20 protein-coding genes are annotated in these 19,168 nt (G+C 59.5%); 6 read left to right on the top strand and 14 right to left on the bottom strand.

Annotated features, from left to right (window positions below; translation table 11 throughout):
* Positions 1–56: 56 nt before the first annotated feature.
* From M0808_RS25835 to M0808_RS25815, 5 genes are all read right to left on the bottom strand, one after another.
* Positions 57–593 carry a C40 family peptidase gene (locus M0808_RS25835; protein WP_027614054.1) on the bottom strand — a complete coding sequence of 179 codons (537 nt, stop codon included), beginning with the start codon at positions 591–593 and terminating at the stop codon, positions 57–59.
* A gap of 220 nt (positions 594–813) precedes the next feature.
* Positions 814–1,428: an NlpC/P60 family protein gene (locus M0808_RS25830; RefSeq protein WP_007962885.1), complete on the bottom strand. Its 615-nt coding sequence runs from the start codon at positions 1,426–1,428 to the stop codon at positions 814–816.
* A 225-nt stretch (positions 1,429–1,653) separates the two neighbouring features.
* Positions 1,654–2,358: a DnaA regulatory inactivator Hda gene (hda, locus tag M0808_RS25825; RefSeq protein ID WP_025111852.1), complete on the bottom strand. Its 705-nt coding sequence runs from the start codon at positions 2,356–2,358 to the stop codon at positions 1,654–1,656.
* Positions 2,359–2,577: 219 nt separating this feature from the next.
* Positions 2,578–3,651 carry an AI-2E family transporter gene (locus M0808_RS25820; protein WP_134785784.1) on the bottom strand — a complete coding sequence of 358 codons (1,074 nt, stop codon included), beginning with the start codon at positions 3,649–3,651 and terminating at the stop codon, positions 2,578–2,580.
* 34 nt (positions 3,652–3,685) lie between these two features.
* Positions 3,686–4,744 (bottom strand): DUF2066 domain-containing protein, encoded by a 1,059-nt coding sequence (locus M0808_RS25815; protein WP_247842918.1) that lies wholly within the window; start codon positions 4,742–4,744, stop codon positions 3,686–3,688.
* A gap of 374 nt (positions 4,745–5,118) precedes the next feature.
* Here M0808_RS25815 and purM point away from each other — a divergent pair, with 374 nt between their 5' ends.
* From purM to M0808_RS25800, 3 genes are read left to right on the top strand one after another with little or no spacing between them, the layout of a single operon-like run.
* Positions 5,119–6,177 carry a phosphoribosylformylglycinamidine cyclo-ligase gene (gene purM, locus M0808_RS25810; RefSeq protein ID WP_247842916.1) on the top strand — a complete coding sequence of 353 codons (1,059 nt, stop codon included), beginning with the start codon at positions 5,119–5,121 and terminating at the stop codon, positions 6,175–6,177.
* Complete coding sequence (gene purN / locus M0808_RS25805) at positions 6,177–6,827, top strand: phosphoribosylglycinamide formyltransferase (protein ID WP_047600250.1); 651 nt, start codon at positions 6,177–6,179, stop codon at positions 6,825–6,827. The genes purM and purN overlap by 1 nt, the downstream gene beginning before the upstream one ends.
* 8 nt (positions 6,828–6,835) lie before the next feature.
* Positions 6,836–7,549 carry a DUF3108 domain-containing protein gene (locus M0808_RS25800; RefSeq protein WP_027614049.1) on the top strand — a complete coding sequence of 238 codons (714 nt, stop codon included), beginning with the start codon at positions 6,836–6,838 and terminating at the stop codon, positions 7,547–7,549.
* Between the two features lie 193 nt (positions 7,550–7,742).
* Here the strand turns inward: M0808_RS25800 and M0808_RS25795 are convergent, their stop codons facing one another.
* Both M0808_RS25795 and M0808_RS25790 read right to left on the bottom strand, forming a co-directional pair.
* Positions 7,743–9,368, bottom strand: coding sequence for a methyl-accepting chemotaxis protein (locus M0808_RS25795; RefSeq protein ID WP_247842914.1), 1,626 nt, complete (start codon positions 9,366–9,368; stop codon positions 7,743–7,745).
* A gap of 138 nt (positions 9,369–9,506) precedes the next feature.
* Positions 9,507–10,529, bottom strand: coding sequence for an amidohydrolase family protein (locus M0808_RS25790; RefSeq protein WP_247842912.1), 1,023 nt, complete (start codon positions 10,527–10,529; stop codon positions 9,507–9,509).
* A gap of 152 nt (positions 10,530–10,681) precedes the next feature.
* Between M0808_RS25790 and M0808_RS25785 the strand changes: the two genes are divergently transcribed.
* The gene (locus M0808_RS25785; protein ID WP_027614046.1) at positions 10,682–11,098 is read left to right on the top strand and encodes an OsmC family protein; all 417 of its coding nucleotides are present in this window, start codon (positions 10,682–10,684) and stop codon (positions 11,096–11,098) included.
* 61 nt (positions 11,099–11,159) lie between these two features.
* Entirely contained in the window at positions 11,160–12,026 is an 867-nt protein-coding gene (locus M0808_RS25780; RefSeq protein WP_247842910.1) for a pirin family protein, read from the top strand.
* Positions 12,027–12,228: 202 nt separating this feature from the next.
* Here M0808_RS25780 and M0808_RS25775 read toward each other — a convergent pair whose 3' ends face one another.
* The 4 genes from M0808_RS25775 to M0808_RS25760 all read right to left on the bottom strand — a co-directional run bounded on the left by M0808_RS25775 (position 12,229) and on the right by M0808_RS25760 (position 15,938).
* Complete coding sequence (locus M0808_RS25775) at positions 12,229–12,957, bottom strand: dienelactone hydrolase family protein (protein WP_135295244.1); 729 nt, start codon at positions 12,955–12,957, stop codon at positions 12,229–12,231.
* Positions 12,958–13,025: 68 nt separating this feature from the next.
* Positions 13,026–14,930 carry a molecular chaperone HtpG gene (htpG, locus tag M0808_RS25770; protein ID WP_047600274.1) on the bottom strand — a complete coding sequence of 635 codons (1,905 nt, stop codon included), beginning with the start codon at positions 14,928–14,930 and terminating at the stop codon, positions 13,026–13,028.
* Between the two features lie 82 nt (positions 14,931–15,012).
* A complete protein-coding gene (locus M0808_RS25765; protein ID WP_027614042.1) occupies positions 15,013–15,465 on the bottom strand; it encodes a PaaI family thioesterase in 453 nt (150 codons plus the stop codon).
* Complete coding sequence (locus tag M0808_RS25760; protein ID WP_027614041.1) at positions 15,462–15,938, bottom strand: PaaI family thioesterase; 477 nt, start codon at positions 15,936–15,938, stop codon at positions 15,462–15,464. The genes M0808_RS25765 and M0808_RS25760 overlap by 4 nt, the downstream gene beginning before the upstream one ends.
* Positions 15,939–16,096: 158 nt before the next feature.
* On the opposite strand from M0808_RS25760, the gene M0808_RS25755 reads away from it, so the two are divergent.
* Positions 16,097–16,333: a hypothetical protein gene (locus M0808_RS25755; protein ID WP_007962865.1), complete on the top strand. Its 237-nt coding sequence runs from the start codon at positions 16,097–16,099 to the stop codon at positions 16,331–16,333.
* Positions 16,334–16,421: 88 nt separating this feature from the next.
* Here M0808_RS25755 and M0808_RS25750 read toward each other — a convergent pair whose 3' ends face one another.
* From M0808_RS25750 to brnQ, 3 genes are all read right to left on the bottom strand, one after another.
* Positions 16,422–16,823: an MAPEG family protein gene (locus M0808_RS25750; protein ID WP_007962864.1), complete on the bottom strand. Its 402-nt coding sequence runs from the start codon at positions 16,821–16,823 to the stop codon at positions 16,422–16,424.
* Entirely contained in the window at positions 16,823–17,560 is a 738-nt protein-coding gene (locus tag M0808_RS25745) for a DUF599 family protein (protein WP_027614039.1), read from the bottom strand. The genes M0808_RS25750 and M0808_RS25745 overlap by 1 nt, the downstream gene beginning before the upstream one ends.
* A gap of 257 nt (positions 17,561–17,817) precedes the next feature.
* The gene (gene brnQ, locus M0808_RS25740) at positions 17,818–19,131 is read right to left on the bottom strand and encodes a branched-chain amino acid transport system II carrier protein (RefSeq protein WP_247842897.1); all 1,314 of its coding nucleotides are present in this window, start codon (positions 19,129–19,131) and stop codon (positions 17,818–17,820) included.
* Positions 19,132–19,168: the final 37 nt, after the last annotated feature.

Below are 19,168 nucleotides of genomic sequence, written 5' to 3'. Positions count from 1 at the left end.
TGAATGACACACCGCATTCGCGAGCAAGCCCGCTCCCACATTTAGATTTTCAGCGGTTACGGGTTATGCGCCAGATGCTCCGGCTGCAACACCCGCTTGGCACTCAGGTACGCCTTCTGCCAGTACGCCTTCGACAGACTGTCCAGCTTCACCGTGCCGCCGGTGGCCGGCGCGTGCACGAAGCGCCCTTCGCCGACGTAGATCCCCGCATGACTGACCTGCGAGCCACCATTGGTGGCGAAGAAGATCAGGTCGCCGGTCTGCAAACCCTCTTTGCCGACATTCGGCGCCTGCATCACGATCATCTCGCGGGTGGAGCGCGGCAGGGAGATGCCGGCGGCATCGCGGTAGACGAAACCGATCAGGCCACTGCAATCGAACCCGGAGTCTGGTGTGTTGCCGCCCCAGCGATAAGGTGTGCCAACCAGGCCCAGCGCGCGAAACAGCACGTCTTCAGCAGCCGGCGAAAAAGCCTGGGAAGGCCCGAACACCACCGGGGCGCGTACCACGGGAGCAGGCGGCGGAGTGCGGCTGGCGCAGGCGCTGAGCAGCGCTGCGAAGAAAATCACTGTGAGGCGGGCCGACATCGTCATAAGCAGAACATCCTGATCTGGCTGCGGCTTTCTCTGCCGAATGGACAGAAACAAAACCGCCTGCGGAGCACGCAGGCGGTTTGCCATCAATATAGATACAGGATTCTAGCGGCTACGCGGCAAACTTCAAGTAAGACTTTAACTTCACCTTGTAAAGTCTAGATCTACTCCCTTGCCGGGCACCGTTTTTGTCGCCACGGACGTGGCGACAACGGGGGAATTACTTGCGAGCGGTGACCACGGTCGGAGCCATCGCGAGGGCGCGCTTGGCTTCGATGAAGGTCTTGCTCCAGTAGCTGTCACCCAGGCTGTCGATGCGAACACCGCCGCTGCGACGACTGCTGGAGTGGATGAACTGATTGTCACCCAGGTAGATCCCGGCGTGGCTTACACGACCGCGACGACCATTGGTGGCGAAGAACAGCAGATCGCCCGGCTCAAGGTTGCCGCGCGAGACCAGAGGCGCATCGACGTTGATCATTTCACGGGTGGAGCGCGGCAGATTCATGCCGGCTTCTTCGCGGAACAGATAACCGATGAAACCGCTGCAGTCGAAGCCGGCTTCAGAGGTACCGCCGAAACGATAACGGGTACCGATCAGGGACATGCCGCGTTCAAGGATACTGTCGGCCAGAACCGGGAGCTCGTACGGCTTCTTGTTGAAGTCCGAGAGTTCTTTTTCGGTGTCCAGCTCTTCCTGGTAAATAACGGAAGACTGGGCAGTGGCAGAATTTTTAACCTGCTGAGGCTGCTCTTGAACTGGAGAATGAGCAGCGCAACCGAACAACAGGGTGACGAGTGCGAGAGGCACGAGGGGTGCGAAGCGATTTAGCATGGGCACGACCGTGGCTGAAGTTGTAAAGAAGCCGAGACTATGCCCGCTATCGGCCTCATTTGCAAATTCAATCGATCTTTTTGTGACTTCCCGGTTTCTCGTTTACATCTAAGCGCTTAAGCCCATTTGACTCGATACGCGGTCTGCATACGTTGCGGAAACGCGGATTTTCTGGCGCCTGAAATATGTCGAAACGTGCTGAAAGCCTCGTATTTCAAGGGCTGGCTACCAACCAAGGGTTTCTTTCAGGAACGGAATCGTCAGCTTGCGTTGCGCCTGCAACGAGGCCTGATCCAGCTGTTCTAGCAGGTCGAACAATGCACTCATGCTGCGGGTACCGCGAGTCAGAATAAAGTGCCCGACTTCATCGGTCAGATGCAGACCGCGACGCGACGCGCGCAATTGCAGGGCACGCAATTTGTCTTCATCGGAGAGCGGACGCATCTGGAAGATCAGCGCCAGGGTCAGGCGCGATTTGAGGTCAGCCAGCTTCACCGGCAGCTCGCGCGGCGAGGTTGAAGCGGCAATCAGCAAACGTCGACCGCTGTCACGCAGGCGGTTGAACAGATGAAACATCGCCTCTTCCCAGTCCGGCTTGCCGGCAATCACCTGCAAGTCATCCAGGCAGACCAGTTCGTACTGCTCAAGGTTGTCGAGGATTTCGATACCACGATCCATCAGCTCGGCCAGCGGCAGATACACCGCCGGTTCACCCATCTGCTCGAAACGCAGACACGCCGCCTGCAACAGATGCGTACGCCCTACCCCATGCTTGCCCCACAGGTAGATGAGGCTTTCGGTCCAGCCGGCGTCGGCTTCGCATAGGCGCTCGACATAGCCGAGTGCAGCGGCATTGGCGCCTGGGTAGTAGTTGATGAAGGTGGCGTCGTCACGCAGACGCACACCTAGGGGCAGCTGAATCGGTTTCATGCTGACTGAACAGTTCTCAAGGAACCGTTAGTGGCCTCTGTGTAAAGTTTGCGAAGTTTATACCCGTGAAGCTGAGCGCACAATGCGACAGACCCCAAGCAAAATCAAAGGTTTGCGTTAACACGCTGGTTTTATGACAGTTTCTCTGACGCGGTATCGAACGAACCCGCCGCAAAACCCGGGCCAACCCGACACAATGCCGGGCCGCCCGTGATCGGATTACAACTCGGGATCATCTGCCCCGCTGTAAATATCCGAGTCCTTGTACAAATCGTGCACGTGACGCACCAGCACCATGATCACCGCCGCCACCGGCAATGCCAGCAGCACACCGGTAAAGCCGAACAGCTCGCCGCCGGCCAGGATCGCGAAGATCACCGCCACCGGATGCAGACCGATCCGGTCACCCACCAGCAAAGGCGTCAGCACCATGCCTTCCAGCGCCTGCCCGACCATGAACACCGCAACGATGCCGATCATCGGGTACAAGTCGCCACCAAACTGGAACAGCCCGGCAATCAGCGCCGCGCCAATCCCGATCACAAAGCCCATGTACGGCACGATGGCCGCCAGGCCTGCGATCAGGCCGATCAACAGCCCCAGTTCCAGACCAACAATCATCAGGCCCGCTGCGTAGATCACGCCCAGCGCCAGCATGACCAGCAACTGTCCGCGCACGAAAGCGCCGAGCACTTCGTGGCACTCACCGGCGAGCGAGACGATGGTCTCTTCACGATCACGCGGCAACAGGCTGCGGATCTTGGCCATCATCACGTCCCAGTCGCGCAGCAGATAAAAACTCACCACTGGGATCAGCACCAGATTCGCCAGCCAGCCGATCAGCGCCAGACTCGAGGCCGTCGCCTGACTCAGCACCACACCGACGATGTCAGTGGTCTGCCCCATGTGTTCGCTGATCGCCGCCTTGACCTTGTCGAACTTCCAGAAGCCGTCAGACAGGCCCAGCTTCGATTGCGCCCACGGCAGCGCCGTGTGCTGCAGCCAGTCAAGCATTTGCGGCGCCAACTCATACAAACGCACCAACTGCTTGGCAAGCATCGGCACCAGCACCAACAGCAACGTGGTGACGATCAGAGTGAACAAGGCGAACACCGCGATCACACCCCAGGTTCGCGACAAACCGAGTTTCTCCAACCGATCCACCAGCGGATCGAACAGATACGCCAGCAGCAACGCCACCAGAAACGGCGTGAGGATCGGATGCAGCAACCAGACAAATGCGCAAAGCAGGACTACCCCACCGAGCCAGAACCAACGCCGCGTATCGGCCATTTACCACTCCCACTGCTTCTATATAAGGAAAGACTTACCAGCGAAACCGCAACGAAGGTGCTACCGGTGCAGGCGCTGGAGCCGCAACAGGCGCTGCACCTGCCACCGCTGGCTGCGGCGCTGCCACTGGCGTCGGCGCTTCGGCCGGCAACTCCTGCAACTTCGCCAGCGACAATTGCGAGCGCAACTGATCGGCACTGCCGTTGACCCGATACACGATGCGATCACCTTCGACACTTTGCAGACGCACGCCGAAGGGTTCGAGTAACCGCAGCAGCGTGGCGTAATGCTCAAGATTCATGCCCTGCACTTCGAGGGTCTGTTGGCCCGAAGCACCAGGCTTGGCGACAAAGCGCGGCGCCAGACGCTCGGCCACCGCCAGCATCACCGCATCCGCCAAGGCAGCCTGATCGGCACCCTGTACGCTGCCGGCCTCTTTCTGATCACCTAGCCACAGATGCCACTTGGCCTGCCACTGCCCGCCCTCTTCGTGCGCATGCACCGCCAGCAACGCATCCGCGCCGTAACGCTCCGAAGCGCCGCGCAATGGCGCGGGATCGGTGCCATCCAGCACTGGCGCGGTAGCCACCAGTTGCTCACTCAGATCCGCTAGCGGCAGACGCAGCGGCAAGCCGCGATGCTGAGCCGCAGAACGCAATGGTGCAGCCGCTGCCTGACCGTCGCCGACCAGGCTCGAACCTTCAGTCGAATCGTTCAGCCACCAGCTCAGAATCGACGGCCGACTCGCCCCCCACAATGACAGCCCGGCGCGACGCAGCGCCTGCTCGGTGGTGGCCGGATCGAAATCGACCTTGAGCACCTCCGGCGGCCCGGCATCAAAACCGAACTGACTGATGATCTGCTGCGGGTCCTTGCGAATCGCTGCCAGCCCCGGATTCTGCGAAGCCTTGGGGTCACCGGTCAGGCGCAACACCAGCGTATCCAGTGCCGCCTGCGTGGCGCGATCACGCTCTTCCGGCGCCTGGCTGCTGACCGGCTGGCGCACTTGATAGAGACCCTTGAGGTTTTCGGCATGACTCGCCAGGCTGACCAACGACAAACAACCCACAACCAACAATTTACAAAAACGCATGGAAAATTCCCGTCGACAGGAGCGGCTGGAACAGGCCGCGTGAACCGGTTAAGCAAGGCTGTGACAATCTGCCATCGCAAAACATTCACACGCTAGCGGTAAGTTTTTGCACAGTGATAACGATAGACGGTTAATCGGCACACCTTATACAGGCAGCCGCCCGGCACAATTGCAAAAAATTTCAGTCGATTATGCCCCTGCCCGTCGGCGCGAGGATGGCCGCTGCCCCTCAAGCCTGATAAAATCGCGCGCCTTCGCAGACCGGCAACAGCCGGGCACCCCGAAATTCGCGTAAGGCCATCGCCCTCTCGATTTCGATGTTCCCGCTGAACTCGGTCGTTACCCCTGAATCCCCTCCCCTAAAGGCCTGGATCATGAGCAAGCAACCCTCCCTGAGCTACAAGGACGCCGGTGTAGACATCGACGCCGGTGAAGCATTGGTCGAACGCATCAAGAGCGTCGCCAAGCGCACTGCGCGCCCGGAAGTCATGGGCGGCCTGGGCGGTTTCGGCGCCCTCTGCGAGATCCCGGCCGGTTACAAACAGCCGGTGCTGGTTTCCGGTACTGATGGCGTCGGCACCAAGCTGCGCCTGGCGCTGAACCTGAACAAGCACGACAGCATCGGCCAGGACCTGGTCGCCATGTGCGTCAATGATCTGGTGGTGTGCGGCGCAGAACCGCTGTTCTTCCTCGACTACTACGCCACCGGCAAGCTGAACGTCGACGTAGCTGCCACCGTGGTCACCGGTATCGGTGCAGGCTGCGAACTGGCTGGCTGCTCCCTGGTCGGCGGCGAAACCGCTGAAATGCCTGGCATGTACGAAGGCGAAGACTACGATCTGGCCGGCTTCTGCGTCGGCGTCGTGGAAAAAGCCGAAATCATCGACGGCTCGAAAGTCGCCACCGGTGATGCGCTGATCGCCCTGCCATCGTCCGGCCCGCACTCCAACGGCTACTCGCTGATCCGCAAGATCATCGAAGTGTCGGGTGCCGACATTGAAACCGTTCAGCTCGACGGCAAGCCACTGACCGAACTGCTGATGGCCCCGACCCGCATCTACGTGAAGCCGCTGCTCAAGCTGATCAAAGACACCGGCGCGGTCAAAGCCATGGCCCACATCACCGGTGGCGGCCTGCTGGACAACATTCCGCGCGTTCTGCCAAAAGGCGCTCAGGCCGTGGTTGACGTGGCCAGCTGGACTCGCCCGGCAGTCTTCGACTGGCTGCAGGAGAAAGGCAACGTCGACGAGACCGAAATGCACCGCGTACTGAACTGCGGCGTGGGCATGGTGATCTGCGTGGCTCAGGAGCACGTTGAAGTGGCCCTGAAAACCCTGCGTGATGCCGGTGAGCAGCCTTGGGTCATCGGCCAGATCGCTGCCGCTGCCGAAGGCGCTGCCCAGGTTGATCTGCAGAACCTTAAGGCTCATTAATGTCCGCAACCTGTGATGTCGTGGTGCTGTTGTCCGGCACCGGCAGTAACTTGCAGGCTCTGATCGACAGCACGCGGACCGGCGACAGCCCGGTCCGCATCGCTGCGGTGATTTCCAACCGCGCCGACGCCTACGGCCTGCAACGCGCCAGTGACGCGGGTATCGCCACCCGCTCGCTGGATCACAAGGCTTTCGAAGGTCGCGAGGCCTTCGATGCTGCCCTGATCGAACTGATCGACGAATTCAAACCAAAACTCGTGGTACTGGCCGGCTTCATGCGCATTCTCAGCGCTGATTTCGTGCGCCACTATCAGGGTCGTCTGCTCAACATCCACCCGTCGCTGCTGCCCAAATACAAAGGGTTACACACTCATCAGCGCGCGCTCGAGGCCGGCGATGCGGAACACGGCTGCTCCGTGCACTTCGTCACCGAGGAACTCGATGGTGGACCACTGGTCGTACAGGCAGTAATACCGGTAGAGTTGCACGACACGCCGCAGACACTTGCGCAGCGAGTGCATGTCCAGGAACACCTGATCTACCCGATGGCTGTACGCTGGTTTGCCGAAGGCCGACTGGCACTCGGTGAGCAAGGTGCTTTACTGGATGGCCAGTTACTCGCGGCCAGCGGCCACTTGATTCGACACTAGGAGATTTTATGCGTCGCGCCCTGCTCTTCGCTTGCGCTCTGCTCGCCCTGCCTTTCGCGCAGGCGGCAGACCTTCAACCGTTCTCCGCCAGCTACACCGCCGACTGGAAACAGTTGCCCATGAGCGGCACCGCCGAACGCAGCCTGACCAAAGAAGCCAACGGCGTCTGGAAACTCAGCTTCAAGGCGTCGATGATGATCGCCAGCCTGACCGAAGAAAGCACCCTGACCCTGGACAAGGACACCCTGCTGCCACAGTCCTACCACTTCGAACGTGGTGGTCTGGGCAAAGCGAAAAAGGCTGATCTGGACTTCGACTGGAACAGCAAGATGGTCACCGGCACTGACCGGGGCGACGCGGTAAAGATCCCGCTGAACCGTGGCATGGTCGACAAGTCGACCTATCAACTGGCGCTGCAGCACGACGTCGCCTCCGGCAAAAAGACCATGAGCTATCAGGTGGTCGATGACGGTGAAGTCGACACCTATGACTTCCGTGTACTGGGTGCCGAGAAAGTCGACACCAAGGCCGGCAAGATCGATGCAATCAAGGTCGAGCGCGTGCGTGACCCGACACAAAGCAAGCGCATCACTGTGCTGTGGTTCGCCAAGGACTGGGATTACCTGCTGGTCCGCCTGCAACAGGTTGAAACCGACGGCAAGGAGTACAACATCATGCTCCAGGACGGTACGGTCAACGGCAAAACCGTTAAAGGCAGCTGATCTGCCGCTACAACGAAAAGCCCCGCAGATGCGGGGCTTTTTTGTGCCTGCGATTACCAGGCGACACACAAATACTGTGGGAGCGGGCTTGCTCGCGAAGGCGGCCTGCCAGCTAACGAAGATGTATCTGATACAACACCTTCGCGAGCAAGCCCGCTCCCACAGGGGGTGAGTGCAATCGTCAAGGGTCAGCTCAGACCGAAAATTTGGCCACCATATTGTTCAAATCCACCGCCAGCCGCGACAATTCCTGGCTTGCCGCACTGGTCTGATTTGCCCCCGCCGACGTCTGCATCGCCAGATCGCGGATGTTCATCAGGTTGCGGTCCACCTCCCGCGCCACCGCTGCCTGCTCCTCCGAGGCGCTGGCGATCACCAGGTTGCGCTCGTTGATCAAGGTGAACGCCGAGGCAATTTCCTCCAGCGCCAAACCCGCAGCCTTGGCCAGTTCCAGAGTCGAATTGGCGCGGACGCTGCTCTGTTGCATCGAACTGACCGCCGAATCGGTGCCCTGCTGGATGCCACCGATCATCTGCTCGATTTCCTGGGTCGATTGCTGGGTGCGATGGGCCAGCGCCCGCACCTCATCGGCCACCACCGCGAAGCCACGCCCGGCATCCCCGGCCCGCGCCGCCTCAATCGCTGCGTTCAGTGCCAGCAGATTGGTCTGCTCGGCAATCGAGCGGATCACGTCGAGCACTTTGCTGATGCCGTGAACCTTCTGCGCCAGATCCTCGACCTGCGTTGCATTGGACGTGACGTCGTCAGCCAGGGACTGGATCGAAGTCACCGTCTGATTGACCTGCTCGCGCCCATGCTGGGCAATCCGGTCAGACTCGCGCGACGCCTCGGAAGTCGCCACGGCGTTGCTCGCGACCTCTTCCACGGCAGCGGTCATCTGATTGACCGCCGTGGCGGCCTGCTCGATCTCCAGGCTTTGCTGGTGCAGCCCGCGCGTGGCGTCCTCGGTGACGCAACTCAGTTCCTCCGAGGCCGACGCCAACTGGCTGGACGATTCAGAAATCTGCCGAATGGTGTCGCGCAGGTTGTGCTGCATGCTTTTCAGCGCCTGCAGCAGCCGCGCCGGTTCGTCCTTGCCGGAGATGTTGATATCGCCCGTCAGGTCACCGCCGGCCACCACTTCCGCCACGCCGAGTGATTGCGCCAGCGGCAGGACGATGCTGCGGGTCAGCAACAACGCCAGACCGATGGTGATCAATGCGGTAATGCCGATCATCACCCCGACCCACACCCGCGAATTGATGAAGACCAGGCGCGCGGCTTCGGTGGCAAGGTTGGCGTTGTGCTTGTTCAGCTCGACCAGCTCCTTCAGGGTGGCCGCCATGTCGTCGGCCAACGGGCTCATTTCACCGTTGAGAATCGCCGCCGCCTCCTCCACCCGATTCTGTGCGGACAACTGCATGACCTGCGCCTGAAACTCCAGGTACTGGTGCTCGGCGACCTTGAAGCGGTCGAACAACTTGCGCTCTTCGGGCAGCACGATCAACACGTCATAGCGTTGTTGCGCTTCGCTCAACACACCGCGCAGGTCATTGAGCTTGGCGACATTCTGCGCCAGCGCCTGCGGGTCACGATTGAGCAGCAGGCGCATGGTCAGCGCACGCAGGCGCAACATATCCTGACTCATCTCGCCGACCGCCATCACGCTCGGCAGCCAGTTGTTGTCGACCTCATCAGACTGGGCGCGCATGTTCGCCATTTGCAGCAGGGCGAACGCCCCCAGGGCAAACACCATCAGCGCCAACACACCAAAACCCAGGCCGGCTCGCGGCGCGATATTGAGACTACGGATGCTCATGACTCTGGTTCCTTCCAAAAGCGCTGCATCAACCCTGCAGCTGGTTGCTTTAGAAGGTATCGGCCCGGCGAAAATTTGCGTAAGACCAAAAGGTGATATCAAAACGCCTCGATACTTCGAACCCTCGGCATTAACGATTCAGCGCGGTTTCCCGGACTTTGCCGCTGTTCGCGGCAATATCGCCAGGAAGTTATCCCGGGCGACCTTACGCGCAATTTCTTCAGGCAAGGCATCAAGGAACGGCGTGAAGCTGCGCATTTCCTGACCGAGCTTGGTGAAACGGCCTACAACATCCGAGCCAATCATGAACCGATCAGGGTATTTCTCGACCAAGGCCAGCCATTCCGCACGCGGCTTGCCCTGCTCGTCCAGCAGGTACGGTGTGAGCATGCTCCACGACAGATCGATGTACAGATTCGGATAAGCCTCAAGCATCCGACTCACCGTCGGCAGGAGGAATTTCAGTTGCGTCTGGTGCCGATGAATTTCCGCGCTGGTGCCGGCGTGCGCCCAGATGAACCGGGTGTGCGGGTGATTACGCAGGGGTTCTTCGATTTCCTTCAAGTACAGCGGATTTTTCTCACGCTTGGAGGTGATGTTGGAATGCAGCATCACTGGCAGATCGTTTTCGGCAGCCAGGTGATAAATCCGCTTCATCGCCTCGTTATTGGCCCGTGGCGTGTCGCCGGCGGTCAACGCCGTCAAGTCATCATGGCGGGTGAACACTTCACCAATGCCCTGCCACAGCCCCGGATACAGATCGAGCATGCGCTGGATGTGTGCGGCAGAGTTCTTGTCGTTAGGGTTGAAGCCCGAGAGGAATGGATGAAAGTGCAGACGCTGCTCCGGCGTCAGTTTCTGCACGGCATCGGCAACGATCACGTCGGTGGCGCTGTACCAGTAGGCATCGGCATCATCGCCGGCGTAATAGCGCGGACGCTTGGGTTCGTCCTCGTGCCACTTCTTCGCCACGGGAATACCGGAAATCATCACATGGTCGATGGAATTGTCCTGCATGGCCGTGAGCAATTTCGCCATGCCGGCGGTTTCCTGGAAGAAATCCACGTAGTGCAAGTGCGCATCGCTGTAGGTGTAATCGCGGGCGCTGGCGCTACCGGCGAATGCCAGCAGGCAGGCAAGACTCAAACGAAACAAGGACACAAGTAATCTCCGGCAGGTAGGCATAGCCTAGACCCTGAGCCGATCACAAGGGTTCATCCTGCAGGAAAGTGGAACGCGCCTCCGTAGGAATGCTCTATAACTGCAAGGTCTTTTTTGATCGCACGACTTTTCCTACTGCCAGTGAGGTTGCCATGACTGTTACCGTCAATACCGTCTCCGCCGAAGGTTTTCGTCATACCGTACAGATCGATGACCACGAATTGTTTGCCGACGTGCCGAAGTCTGCCGGCGGCGAAGGCTCGGCCCCCGAGCCACACGACTACTTCGACGCCGCGCTGGGTGCCTGCAAAGCCCTGACCCTGAAAATGTACGCGAAGAAGAAAGACATCCCGCTGACCGGCGTGGGTGTCGAGGTCAAACGCGACAACAGCGAAGAGCAGAAAGGCAAATACGCCCTGCACGTGACGCTTACCCTCAAGGGCGTCCTCACTGATGCCCAACGTGAAGAGTTACTGCGCGTGGCTGATCGCTGCCCGATCCACAAACTGATGACTACCACCGACGTCAGCATCGAAACCCACGCCCCACAAGGCTTCGACAGCCAGTAATCACCCTCTTGCCAGCGGCGGGTTATGCTTCTGGCATCACCCGCTCAGCCTGGAATGCACCATGGATACGCAACCACTGATCATCCGCCCGCGCGCCGAAGACGTCGAAGGCCAGCCGATCCTGCGCCCGCTGCCGTCAGCCAAATGCCGCAGCATCGGGCCTTTCGTGTTTTTCGACCACATGCTCGAAACGGTTTATCCGACGAGCAAAGGCATGAACATCCGACAGCATCCGCACATTGGTCTCTCGACTCTGACCTACCTGTTCGAAGGGCAAATCCAGCACAAGGACAGCCTCGGCTCCGATCAGGTGGTCAGTGCTGGCGATGTCAGCTGGATGACCGCGGGCAGTGCGATTGCCCACGTCGAGCGCACGCCCGAGCCGCTGTGGGAGCAAAGCTTCACCATGCACGGCTTGCAGATCTGGCTGGCCTCGCCCAAGGATCACGAGCAAGGTCCGGGACATTACAGCCATCACCCGGCGGCAACCTTGCCGGTCAGCGATAACCTTGGTGTGCAGATCCGGATGATCGCCGGGTCAGGCTTTTGCCTGGAATCGCCGGTGCCGGTGCTTTCTCCTACGCTGTACGCCGAAGCGAAGATGCAGACCGCGACCACTTTGCTGATCCCGACCGAGCACGAAGAACGCGCGATTTATGTGCTGAGTGGCGATGCGCAGTTGAATGGCGAGCCCCTCGAACCCCATGCGCTGGCGGTGTTGCCGGCCGGGGAACAGATGAGCCTGTTCGCCGAGAGTGACGTGCACGCGGTGGTGTTTGGCGGCGCGCCGCTGGACGGGCCTCGGCGAATCAACTGGAATTTCGTTGCGAGCGATCCGGCGGCGATTGATGAGGCGCGGCGTAAGTGGGCGGCCGGGGATTGGCCGACGGTGCCGGGGGAAGTGGAGCGGATTGAGTTGCCGCGTTAAGCCTTTACCCTCACCCCAGCCCTCTCCCGGAGGGAGAGGGAGCCGACTGAGCTGTCTTGCGTCATACACCGGCCTGAAAAATCCTGGCGATTATGGATTCACTAAGGCACTTTCAGGTCGGCGTAATCCTTGAGCATCCCCCGATCGGTCCCCTCTCCCTTAGGGAGAGGGTTAGGGTGAGGGGCTTTTAGCTTTCCAGGCTTCAGGCTTTGAACACTTCATCCAGCAAATCATGCATCGACTTGAACGCACGCTTGGCGGTCTTCGCGTCGTACATCATCTTGCCCGGCACATTGGCATGCGGATCGGTAAACGAATGCACCGCACCGCCATAGCTGAGCAACTGCCAATCGACCTTCGCCGCGTTCATTTCATCTTCGAACGCAGGCAATTGCTCCTTCGGCACCAGCGGGTCGGAGGCACCGTGCAGTACCAGCACCGAGCCCTTGATGTTCTTTGCGTCCGCCGGATTCGGCGAGTCCAGCGTACCGTGGAACGACACCGCCGCCTTCACCGGTGCACCGGTGCGCGCCAGATCCAGCGCACAGCAACCACCAAAGCAGAAACCGAACACCGCAAGCTTCGAGGTATCGACCGCTGCCTCGCCCTGCTTCTGCAATTGTTCGAACGCCGCCTGCATGCGCTTACGCAGCAGTGCGCGGTCGTTCTTCAGCGGCATCATCGCCGCGCCGGCCTCGTCAGCGTTCTGCGGACGTACTGCCTGGCCATACACGTCAGCAATCAACACCACGTAGCCCTTGGCCGCGACCGATTTGGCGATTTCTTCCGCCCCGGCGCTGACGCCCATCCAGTTCGGCGCCATCAGCAGGCCCGGGCGCGCGCCCTTGTGCTCGGCGTCGAACGCCAGACGACCTTCATAGGGCTGGCCATCCAGCTGATAGACCACGGAACGTACAGTAACTTGGCTCATTTCTGACTCCTGATTAGTTAAACACCAGAATGAAAAAACCCGCCGAAGCGGGTTTTTCTACAACGTGATCAAGCTGACAGTTCAACCAGCAGCTTGTTCAGACGGGTTACGTAAGCGGCCGGGTCTTTCAAGCTTTCGCCAGCCGCCAGGGCGGCCTGATCGAAGAGGATGTGCGACAGGTCGCCAAAACGCCCTTCGTTCTGCTCGCCGTCGAGTTTCTCGATCAGCGGGTGACTCGGGTTGAATTCGAAAATCGGCTTCGACTCCGGCACTTTCTGCCCGCTGGCTTCGAGGATCTGGCGCATTTGCAGGCCCAGGTCCTGTTCGCCGATGGCCAGAATGGCTGGCGAATCGGTCAGACGGTGAGAGACGCGAACCTCGGCAACGGAATCGCCCAGCGCGGTTTTCAGGCGCTCGACCAGACCTTCTTTGGACTTGGCGACTTCTTCTGCAGCTTTCTTGTCCTCTTCCGAGTCCAGGTTGCCCAGATCAAGATCACCGCGTGCCACGTCGACAAAGGTCTTGCCGTCGAATTCGCTGAGGTAGCTCATCAGCCACTCGTCGATACGGTCGGTCAGCAGCAGCACTTCGATGCCTTTCTTGCGGAAGACTTCCAGGTGCGGACTGTTCTTGACCTGCGCGTAGGTTTCGCCGGTGAGGTAGTAGATCTTGTCCTGACCTTCCTTGGCGCGCGCCAGGTAGTCAGCCAGACCGACAACTTGCTCGCCGTCGTCGCCTTGGGTCGATGCGAAACGCAGCAGACCGGCAATTTTCTCTTTGTTGGCGAAATCTTCTGCCGGGCCTTCTTTCATGACCTGACCGAAGTTTTTCCAGAAGCCCTTGTATTGCTCAGGCTCGTTCTTCGCCAGTTTTTCCAGCATGTCCAGCACGCGCTTGGTCAGCGCCGACTTCATCGAGTCGATGATCGGGTCTTTCTGCAGGATTTCCCGCGATACGTTCAGCGACAGGTCGTTGGAATCGACCACACCCTTGATGAAGCGCAGGTACAGCGGCAGGAACGACTCGGCCTGATCCATCACGAACACGCGCTGCACGTACAGCTTCAGGCCTTTCGGCGCTTCACGCTGGTACAGGTCGAACGGCGCGCGGGCCGGCACGTACAGCAGCGAGCTGTACTCGAGCTTGCCTTCGACCTTGTTGTGGCTCCAGGCCAGCGGGTTTTCGAAGTCGTGAGCGATGTGCTTGTAGAACTCCTGGTATTCCTCGTCCTTCACTTCAGTGCGCGGACGGGTCCACAGGGCGCTGGCGCGGTTGACGGTTTCCCATTCAACGGCAGGCTTCTCTTCGCCTTCAGCGGCAGTGACTTCTTTCGGCAGCTCGATCGGCAGCGCGATGTGGTCGGAGTATTTCTTGATGATGTTGCGCAGACGCCAGCCGTCGGCGAACTCGTCTTCAGCGGATTTCAGGTGCAGGACGATGCGGGTGCCGCGTTCTGGCTTGTCGATGGTGGCGACTTCGAATTCGCCCTCGCCTTTCGACGACCAGTGCACGCCTTCGCTGGCAGGAGTGCCGGCGCGACGGCTGTACACGTCGACTTTGTCAGCCACGATGAAGGCCGAGTAGAAGCCGACACCGAACTGGCCGATCAGGTGAGAATCTTTTTTCTGATCGCCCGAGAGATTCTTCATGAAATCGGCGGTGCCCGACTTGGCGATGGTCCCCAGGTGGGTGATCACATCGTCACGGTTCATGCCGATACCGTTGTCTTCGAGGGTGACGGTCTTGGCGTCCTTGTCGAAGCTCACACGGATTTTCAGTTCAGCGCCACCTTCGAGCAACTCAGGCTTGGCCAGGGCTTCGAAGCGCAGCTTGTCGACAGCGTCAGAGGCGTTCGAGATCAATTCGCGAAGGAAGATTTCCTTGTTGGAATACAGCGAATGGATCATGAGGTGCAGCAGCTGCTTTACCTCGGTCTGGAAGCCCAGGGTTTCCTTTTGAGTTTCCACACTCATGGTCATCAAACTCCAATCAGATGGCAGTGGCCGCGATCCAGAGGGGTCGGCGGCGGGTTGTTCACTGAGTTGGGGGCAGCGTTCAGGATTTCAAGGGCTCATCAATTTTGAAATGTGCACGGGCGGTGGCAATCGGTTCGCTCTCGGTGCTTTGCCAGGCCGTGATGGCGACGTTGGCCACGCGCCGCCCCTGGCGACAGACCTGACATTTGGCCCAAGTGTCGCGAAACTGCCCGGCGCGCAGATAATCCAGAGAAAAGTCGATGATCTTCGGCACCCCGGGCGAACCGGTGAAGATCAGCAAATGCAACGCGGCTGCCAGCTCCATGAACCCGGCAATCACCCCGCCATGGATCGCTGGCAATAAAGGGTTACCAATGTTGTCCTTGTTCGCCGGCAGCTTGAACAGCAATTCATCGCCGACCCGGGAACATTCGACGCCGATCAACCCAGCGTAAGGAATTATCCGCAGCAACGGCGCGTAATCGCCCTGAGCGTGAGCCTGCAGCAGCTGTTGCTTCCAGTCATCGCTCATCGATTCTCTCCTTTGACCTTGCCGCCAAATCCCTGGGTGCCTTTCAGGTTTTTGCCCATGCGCATGAAAGTGCCGACGACATGGGCGATCGGCTGATTCGGGTCATCCTGATAAGCAAAGCCGCGAGCGAAGATCACATCGGTGGTGACCCGGTAACACTGGGCAAAGCCATAGACGTCCTTGTTCGGCTCGGCGGCGTGCATGTAGTCGATACGCAGGTCCAGGGTCGGGCAGACTTCGAACTCCGCCAGCACGCACAACGTGGACATGCCGCACGCGGTGTCCATCAGCGAGGTAATGGCGCCGCCGTGGATGACCCCGGTCTGTGGATTGCCGACGATTTGCGCGTTGTACGGCAACCTCACCGTCAGCCCTTCGCTGCTGGCGCTGTGTACCGTCAAACCGAGCACCTGACAATGGCGCAGGGCCGAAAGAAATCGTGTCGCGCGCTCAAAAACGGGGTTTTCAGCCATTTGATAATTACTCTCGTTAGAGCCTTTTGCCAGTAGTAGGAAATGCTGCAAAAGTTCCACTAAAAAACAAACTTATATATCTGAACGAAATGAGGAACTTAACCTTTGGCGCTGCGCTCTTAAGGCCAGTAGTTATTTTCCATAAGGAGAAACACCCCATGCGTAAAACTTTAGCTATTGCCTTGATGTTGACCGCTTCCCTCGGTCTCGCTGCCTGCGATAAAAAATCCGAGGACAAAGCTCAAGATGCAAACCAACATGCTGAGCAAGCTCAGCAAGACATGAACAAAGCTCAGGATAAAGTGAACGACGCAGCAAAAGAAAACGCCGAAGCTGCCAAAGCTCAGGCTGAATCGAATCAAGCTGCTCAGGAAGAAGCTGCCAAGAAGCAATAATTGCGACTTGATGCAGTAAAAGAAAACCCGCCAAGTGCGGGTTTTCTTTTGCCTGTGATTTTTTGTCAGTCTTGGCTTAGAGGCTTTCTTAGAGCAATACGGTTCTAAAAGTCGGACTAATCATCAGCAACAAACTGCAGATCAGGCCGACCAGCCACACCAGGCTGCGCAGGGATGGTTTATCCGCCAGGTATAACCACACGTAAAGAATTCGCGCGATCACAAAGATGATCGCCAGCGCATCAATCAACCAGCCTTGGGTTTGCGTGGTGTGCGCCATCAGCACACCCACGGCGAACAGGATGAACGCTTCGATGCAGTTCTGGTGCGCCGCCAGCGCCCGCGCGCCATAGCCAGTGAGTTGCGCCTGCTGTTGACGCGGTAGATGGTTGTTGTAACCACCCTGCTCTTTCATGGCCTTGCCCACCGGCATGCGCGCGATGTAAATCAACAGTGCACTGATAAACACACACCAGAACGGAATACTCATCAAGCAGCCTCTTTATTGGTTTCGGGCAATGGTGCCTCTGTAGGGGTATAGACCATCACATCCAGCACGTCGGAATGAAACTCGCGGCGGTACAACACGATGACCACCCCGGCACTCATCAACATGAACAGCCACGGGCTGACAAACCACGCCAGCATGCTCATGCCGAAGTAATAAGAGCGCAGACCGAAGTTGAACTGGTTCGCCGCCATCGAAATCACCCGCGCCGCCCGCAGTGCGAACGCCTTGCGCTCCTGCTCCGAGACCTGACGCTCACCGATCATCGGCGCGGAACCGACCAGCACCGCAGCAAAGTTGTACTGACGCATGCACCAACTGAAGGTGAAGAACGCATAGACGAACACCAGCGCCAGACACAGCAACTTGATCTCCGACATGCCCTGCGACGCCTGCTGCACCATCGGGATATCCGCCAGCAGCGACACCGCGCGTTCGGACGCACCGAGCACGGTGAGAATGCCGGCGAGGATGATCAAAGTGCTGGAGGCGAAGAACGAGGCGTTACGCTCCAGATTACCGATCACGCTGGCGTCGGCGATACGGTTGTCACGCAGCAGCATGCGGCGCATCCAGTCTTCGCGATACAGGTGCAGCACGCTGGCGAGGCACGCGGTGTCGCGGGCCTTCCACGACGCATAACGGGTGTAGCCGCCCCAGCAGATGACAAACCAGAGCGCGGCCAGCAGGTGGATCAGATTGGCTTGGATGAACGACATGCAATTCCCTGTGGAGTATGGATGCTACCTGTGGGAGCGAGCCTGCTCGCGAAAGCGGCGTATCACACAACATTGATGGCGGCTGACACAACGCTTTCGCGAGCAGGCTCGCTCCCACATTAAGACTTCGGCAGTGCTTCGACGTTAGCTCGCGGAAAAAGACACTGCCAGACGCCCATAAAAAATGCCCCGTATCGATTGATACGGGGCATTTCTGTTTAAGCGCTGAAGACCCGTTTGTGGCGGGTCAGACAACGTCAGGCAACGGCTTCGCTGCGCTTGCCCAGCAGGCGATCGCAGACCACGGCGATCACCAGGGTCATCACGCATGGCACCAGCCACGCCAGGCCCTGCTCGCTCAGCGGCAGGTGCGACAGCTGCGACGGCATCCAGTCGGCCAGACCGGCGCCCTTGAGCGCGTCGATGGTGCCGAACAGGAACGATACCAGCATGACCGGGCCGAGGATCCGCCCGTGTTCATGCCAGAAGTCCTTGCAGAAGCTCAGAGCCACCAGAACGATGCACGGCGGGTAGATCGCGGTCAGCACCGGGATCGAGAACGCGATCAGCTTGGTCAGGCCCAGGTTGGACACCAGCAGCGAGAACGCGGCGAGGATGATCACCAGAGTCTTGTAGGACAGTGGCAGCACGCGGCTGAAGTATTCAGCGCAGGCGCAGGTCAGACCGACCGCCGTCACCAGGCACGCCAGCGAGATCAGCACCGCGAGGAAACCGCTGCCCAGCGAACCGAAGGTGTGTTGCACGTAAGCGTGCAGCACCGCCGCGCCGTTGGTGGCACCGACCGCGACTTCGTGGCTGCCGGAGCCGAGGCGGAACAGGCTGATGTACACCAGCGCCAGACCGACACCGGCGATGAGGCCGGCAATGATCGCGTAACGGGTGATCAACGCAGGCGACTCGACGCCACGGGAGCGGATCGCGTTGACGATGACGATACCGAACACCAGCGCGCCGAGGGTATCCATGGTCAGGTAACCATTGATGAAGCCCTGAGAGAACGGTGCCGCGACGTATTCCGGCGTGGCCTGACCGATATCCCCGGCCGGCAGGGCGAACGCGGCGATGCCGAGTACCGCCAGGGCGATGATTTTCAGCGGCGCGAGGAAACGCCCCACGGTATCGAGCAGACGGCCCGGATACAGCGAGATGAAGAACACCAGCAGGAAGTACACCGAGCTGTAGAGGAACAGCGCCAGCGGGCTTTCGCCGGTCAGCGGCGCGAGTCCCACTTCGAACGACACGGTCGCGGTCCGCGGGGTGGCGAACAGCGGGCCGACCGCCAGGTAGCATGCCGCGGCGAGCACACCACCGGCGATCTTGCCGATCGGGCTGCTCAGCGCATCCATCGCACCACCGACCTTGGCCAGGGCGACGACGGTGACCACCGGCAGACCGACGGCCGTGATCAGGAAGCCCAGCGCCGCCATCCAGACGTTAGGTCCGGACTGCAGGCCGACGATAGGCGGGAAAATGATGTTGCCGGCCCCGACGAACAGGGCAAATGTCATAAAGCCCAGTGCCAGGATGTCCTGACCTTTCAAAACTTTCATTAAGGAAATACCACACTACTGAATCGGAATTTAGAGG

Source organism: Pseudomonas sp. MWU12-3103b (assembly GCF_023100615.1).
Taxonomy (GTDB): Bacteria; Pseudomonadota; Gammaproteobacteria; order Pseudomonadales; family Pseudomonadaceae; genus Aquipseudomonas; species Aquipseudomonas putida_A.
This window is presented reverse-complemented; position numbering and strand designations above follow the sequence as displayed.

Excerpts from the sequence above, each read along its gene's own strand:
- M0808_RS25765 (WP_027614042.1), bottom strand. The coding sequence starts at position 15,465 with ATGAGCGATGACTGGAAGCAACAGCTGCTGCAGGCTCACGCTCAGGGC.
- purM (WP_247842916.1), top strand. The coding sequence starts at position 5,119 with ATGAGCAAGCAACCCTCCCTGAGCTACAAGGACGCCGGTGTAGACATC.
- M0808_RS25800 (WP_027614049.1), top strand. The coding sequence starts at position 6,836 with ATGCGTCGCGCCCTGCTCTTCGCTTGCGCTCTGCTCGCCCTGCCTTTC.
- M0808_RS25815 (WP_247842918.1), bottom strand. The coding sequence starts at position 4,744 with ATGCGTTTTTGTAAATTGTTGGTTGTGGGTTGTTTGTCGTTGGTCAGC.
- purN (WP_047600250.1), top strand. The coding sequence starts at position 6,177 with ATGTCCGCAACCTGTGATGTCGTGGTGCTGTTGTCCGGCACCGGCAGT.
- M0808_RS25795 (WP_247842914.1), bottom strand. The coding sequence starts at position 9,368 with ATGAGCATCCGTAGTCTCAATATCGCGCCGCGAGCCGGCCTGGGTTTT.
- M0808_RS25745 (WP_027614039.1), bottom strand. The coding sequence starts at position 17,560 with ATGTCGTTCATCCAAGCCAATCTGATCCACCTGCTGGCCGCGCTCTGG.
- M0808_RS25750 (WP_007962864.1), bottom strand. The coding sequence starts at position 16,823 with ATGAGTATTCCGTTCTGGTGTGTGTTTATCAGTGCACTGTTGATTTAC.
- M0808_RS25775 (WP_135295244.1), bottom strand. The coding sequence starts at position 12,957 with ATGAGCCAAGTTACTGTACGTTCCGTGGTCTATCAGCTGGATGGCCAG.
- htpG (WP_047600274.1), bottom strand. The coding sequence starts at position 14,930 with ATGAGTGTGGAAACTCAAAAGGAAACCCTGGGCTTCCAGACCGAGGTA.
- M0808_RS25785 (WP_027614046.1), top strand. The coding sequence starts at position 10,682 with ATGACTGTTACCGTCAATACCGTCTCCGCCGAAGGTTTTCGTCATACC.
- M0808_RS25830 (WP_007962885.1), bottom strand. The coding sequence starts at position 1,428 with ATGCTAAATCGCTTCGCACCCCTCGTGCCTCTCGCACTCGTCACCCTG.
- brnQ (WP_247842897.1), bottom strand. The coding sequence starts at position 19,131 with ATGAAAGTTTTGAAAGGTCAGGACATCCTGGCACTGGGCTTTATGACA.
- M0808_RS25760 (WP_027614041.1), bottom strand. The coding sequence starts at position 15,938 with ATGGCTGAAAACCCCGTTTTTGAGCGCGCGACACGATTTCTTTCGGCC.
- M0808_RS25820 (WP_134785784.1), bottom strand. The coding sequence starts at position 3,651 with ATGGCCGATACGCGGCGTTGGTTCTGGCTCGGTGGGGTAGTCCTGCTT.
- M0808_RS25835 (WP_027614054.1), bottom strand. The coding sequence starts at position 593 with ATGACGATGTCGGCCCGCCTCACAGTGATTTTCTTCGCAGCGCTGCTC.
- M0808_RS25780 (WP_247842910.1), top strand. The coding sequence starts at position 11,160 with ATGGATACGCAACCACTGATCATCCGCCCGCGCGCCGAAGACGTCGAA.
- hda (WP_025111852.1), bottom strand. The coding sequence starts at position 2,358 with ATGAAACCGATTCAGCTGCCCCTAGGTGTGCGTCTGCGTGACGACGCC.
- M0808_RS25755 (WP_007962865.1), top strand. The coding sequence starts at position 16,097 with ATGCGTAAAACTTTAGCTATTGCCTTGATGTTGACCGCTTCCCTCGGT.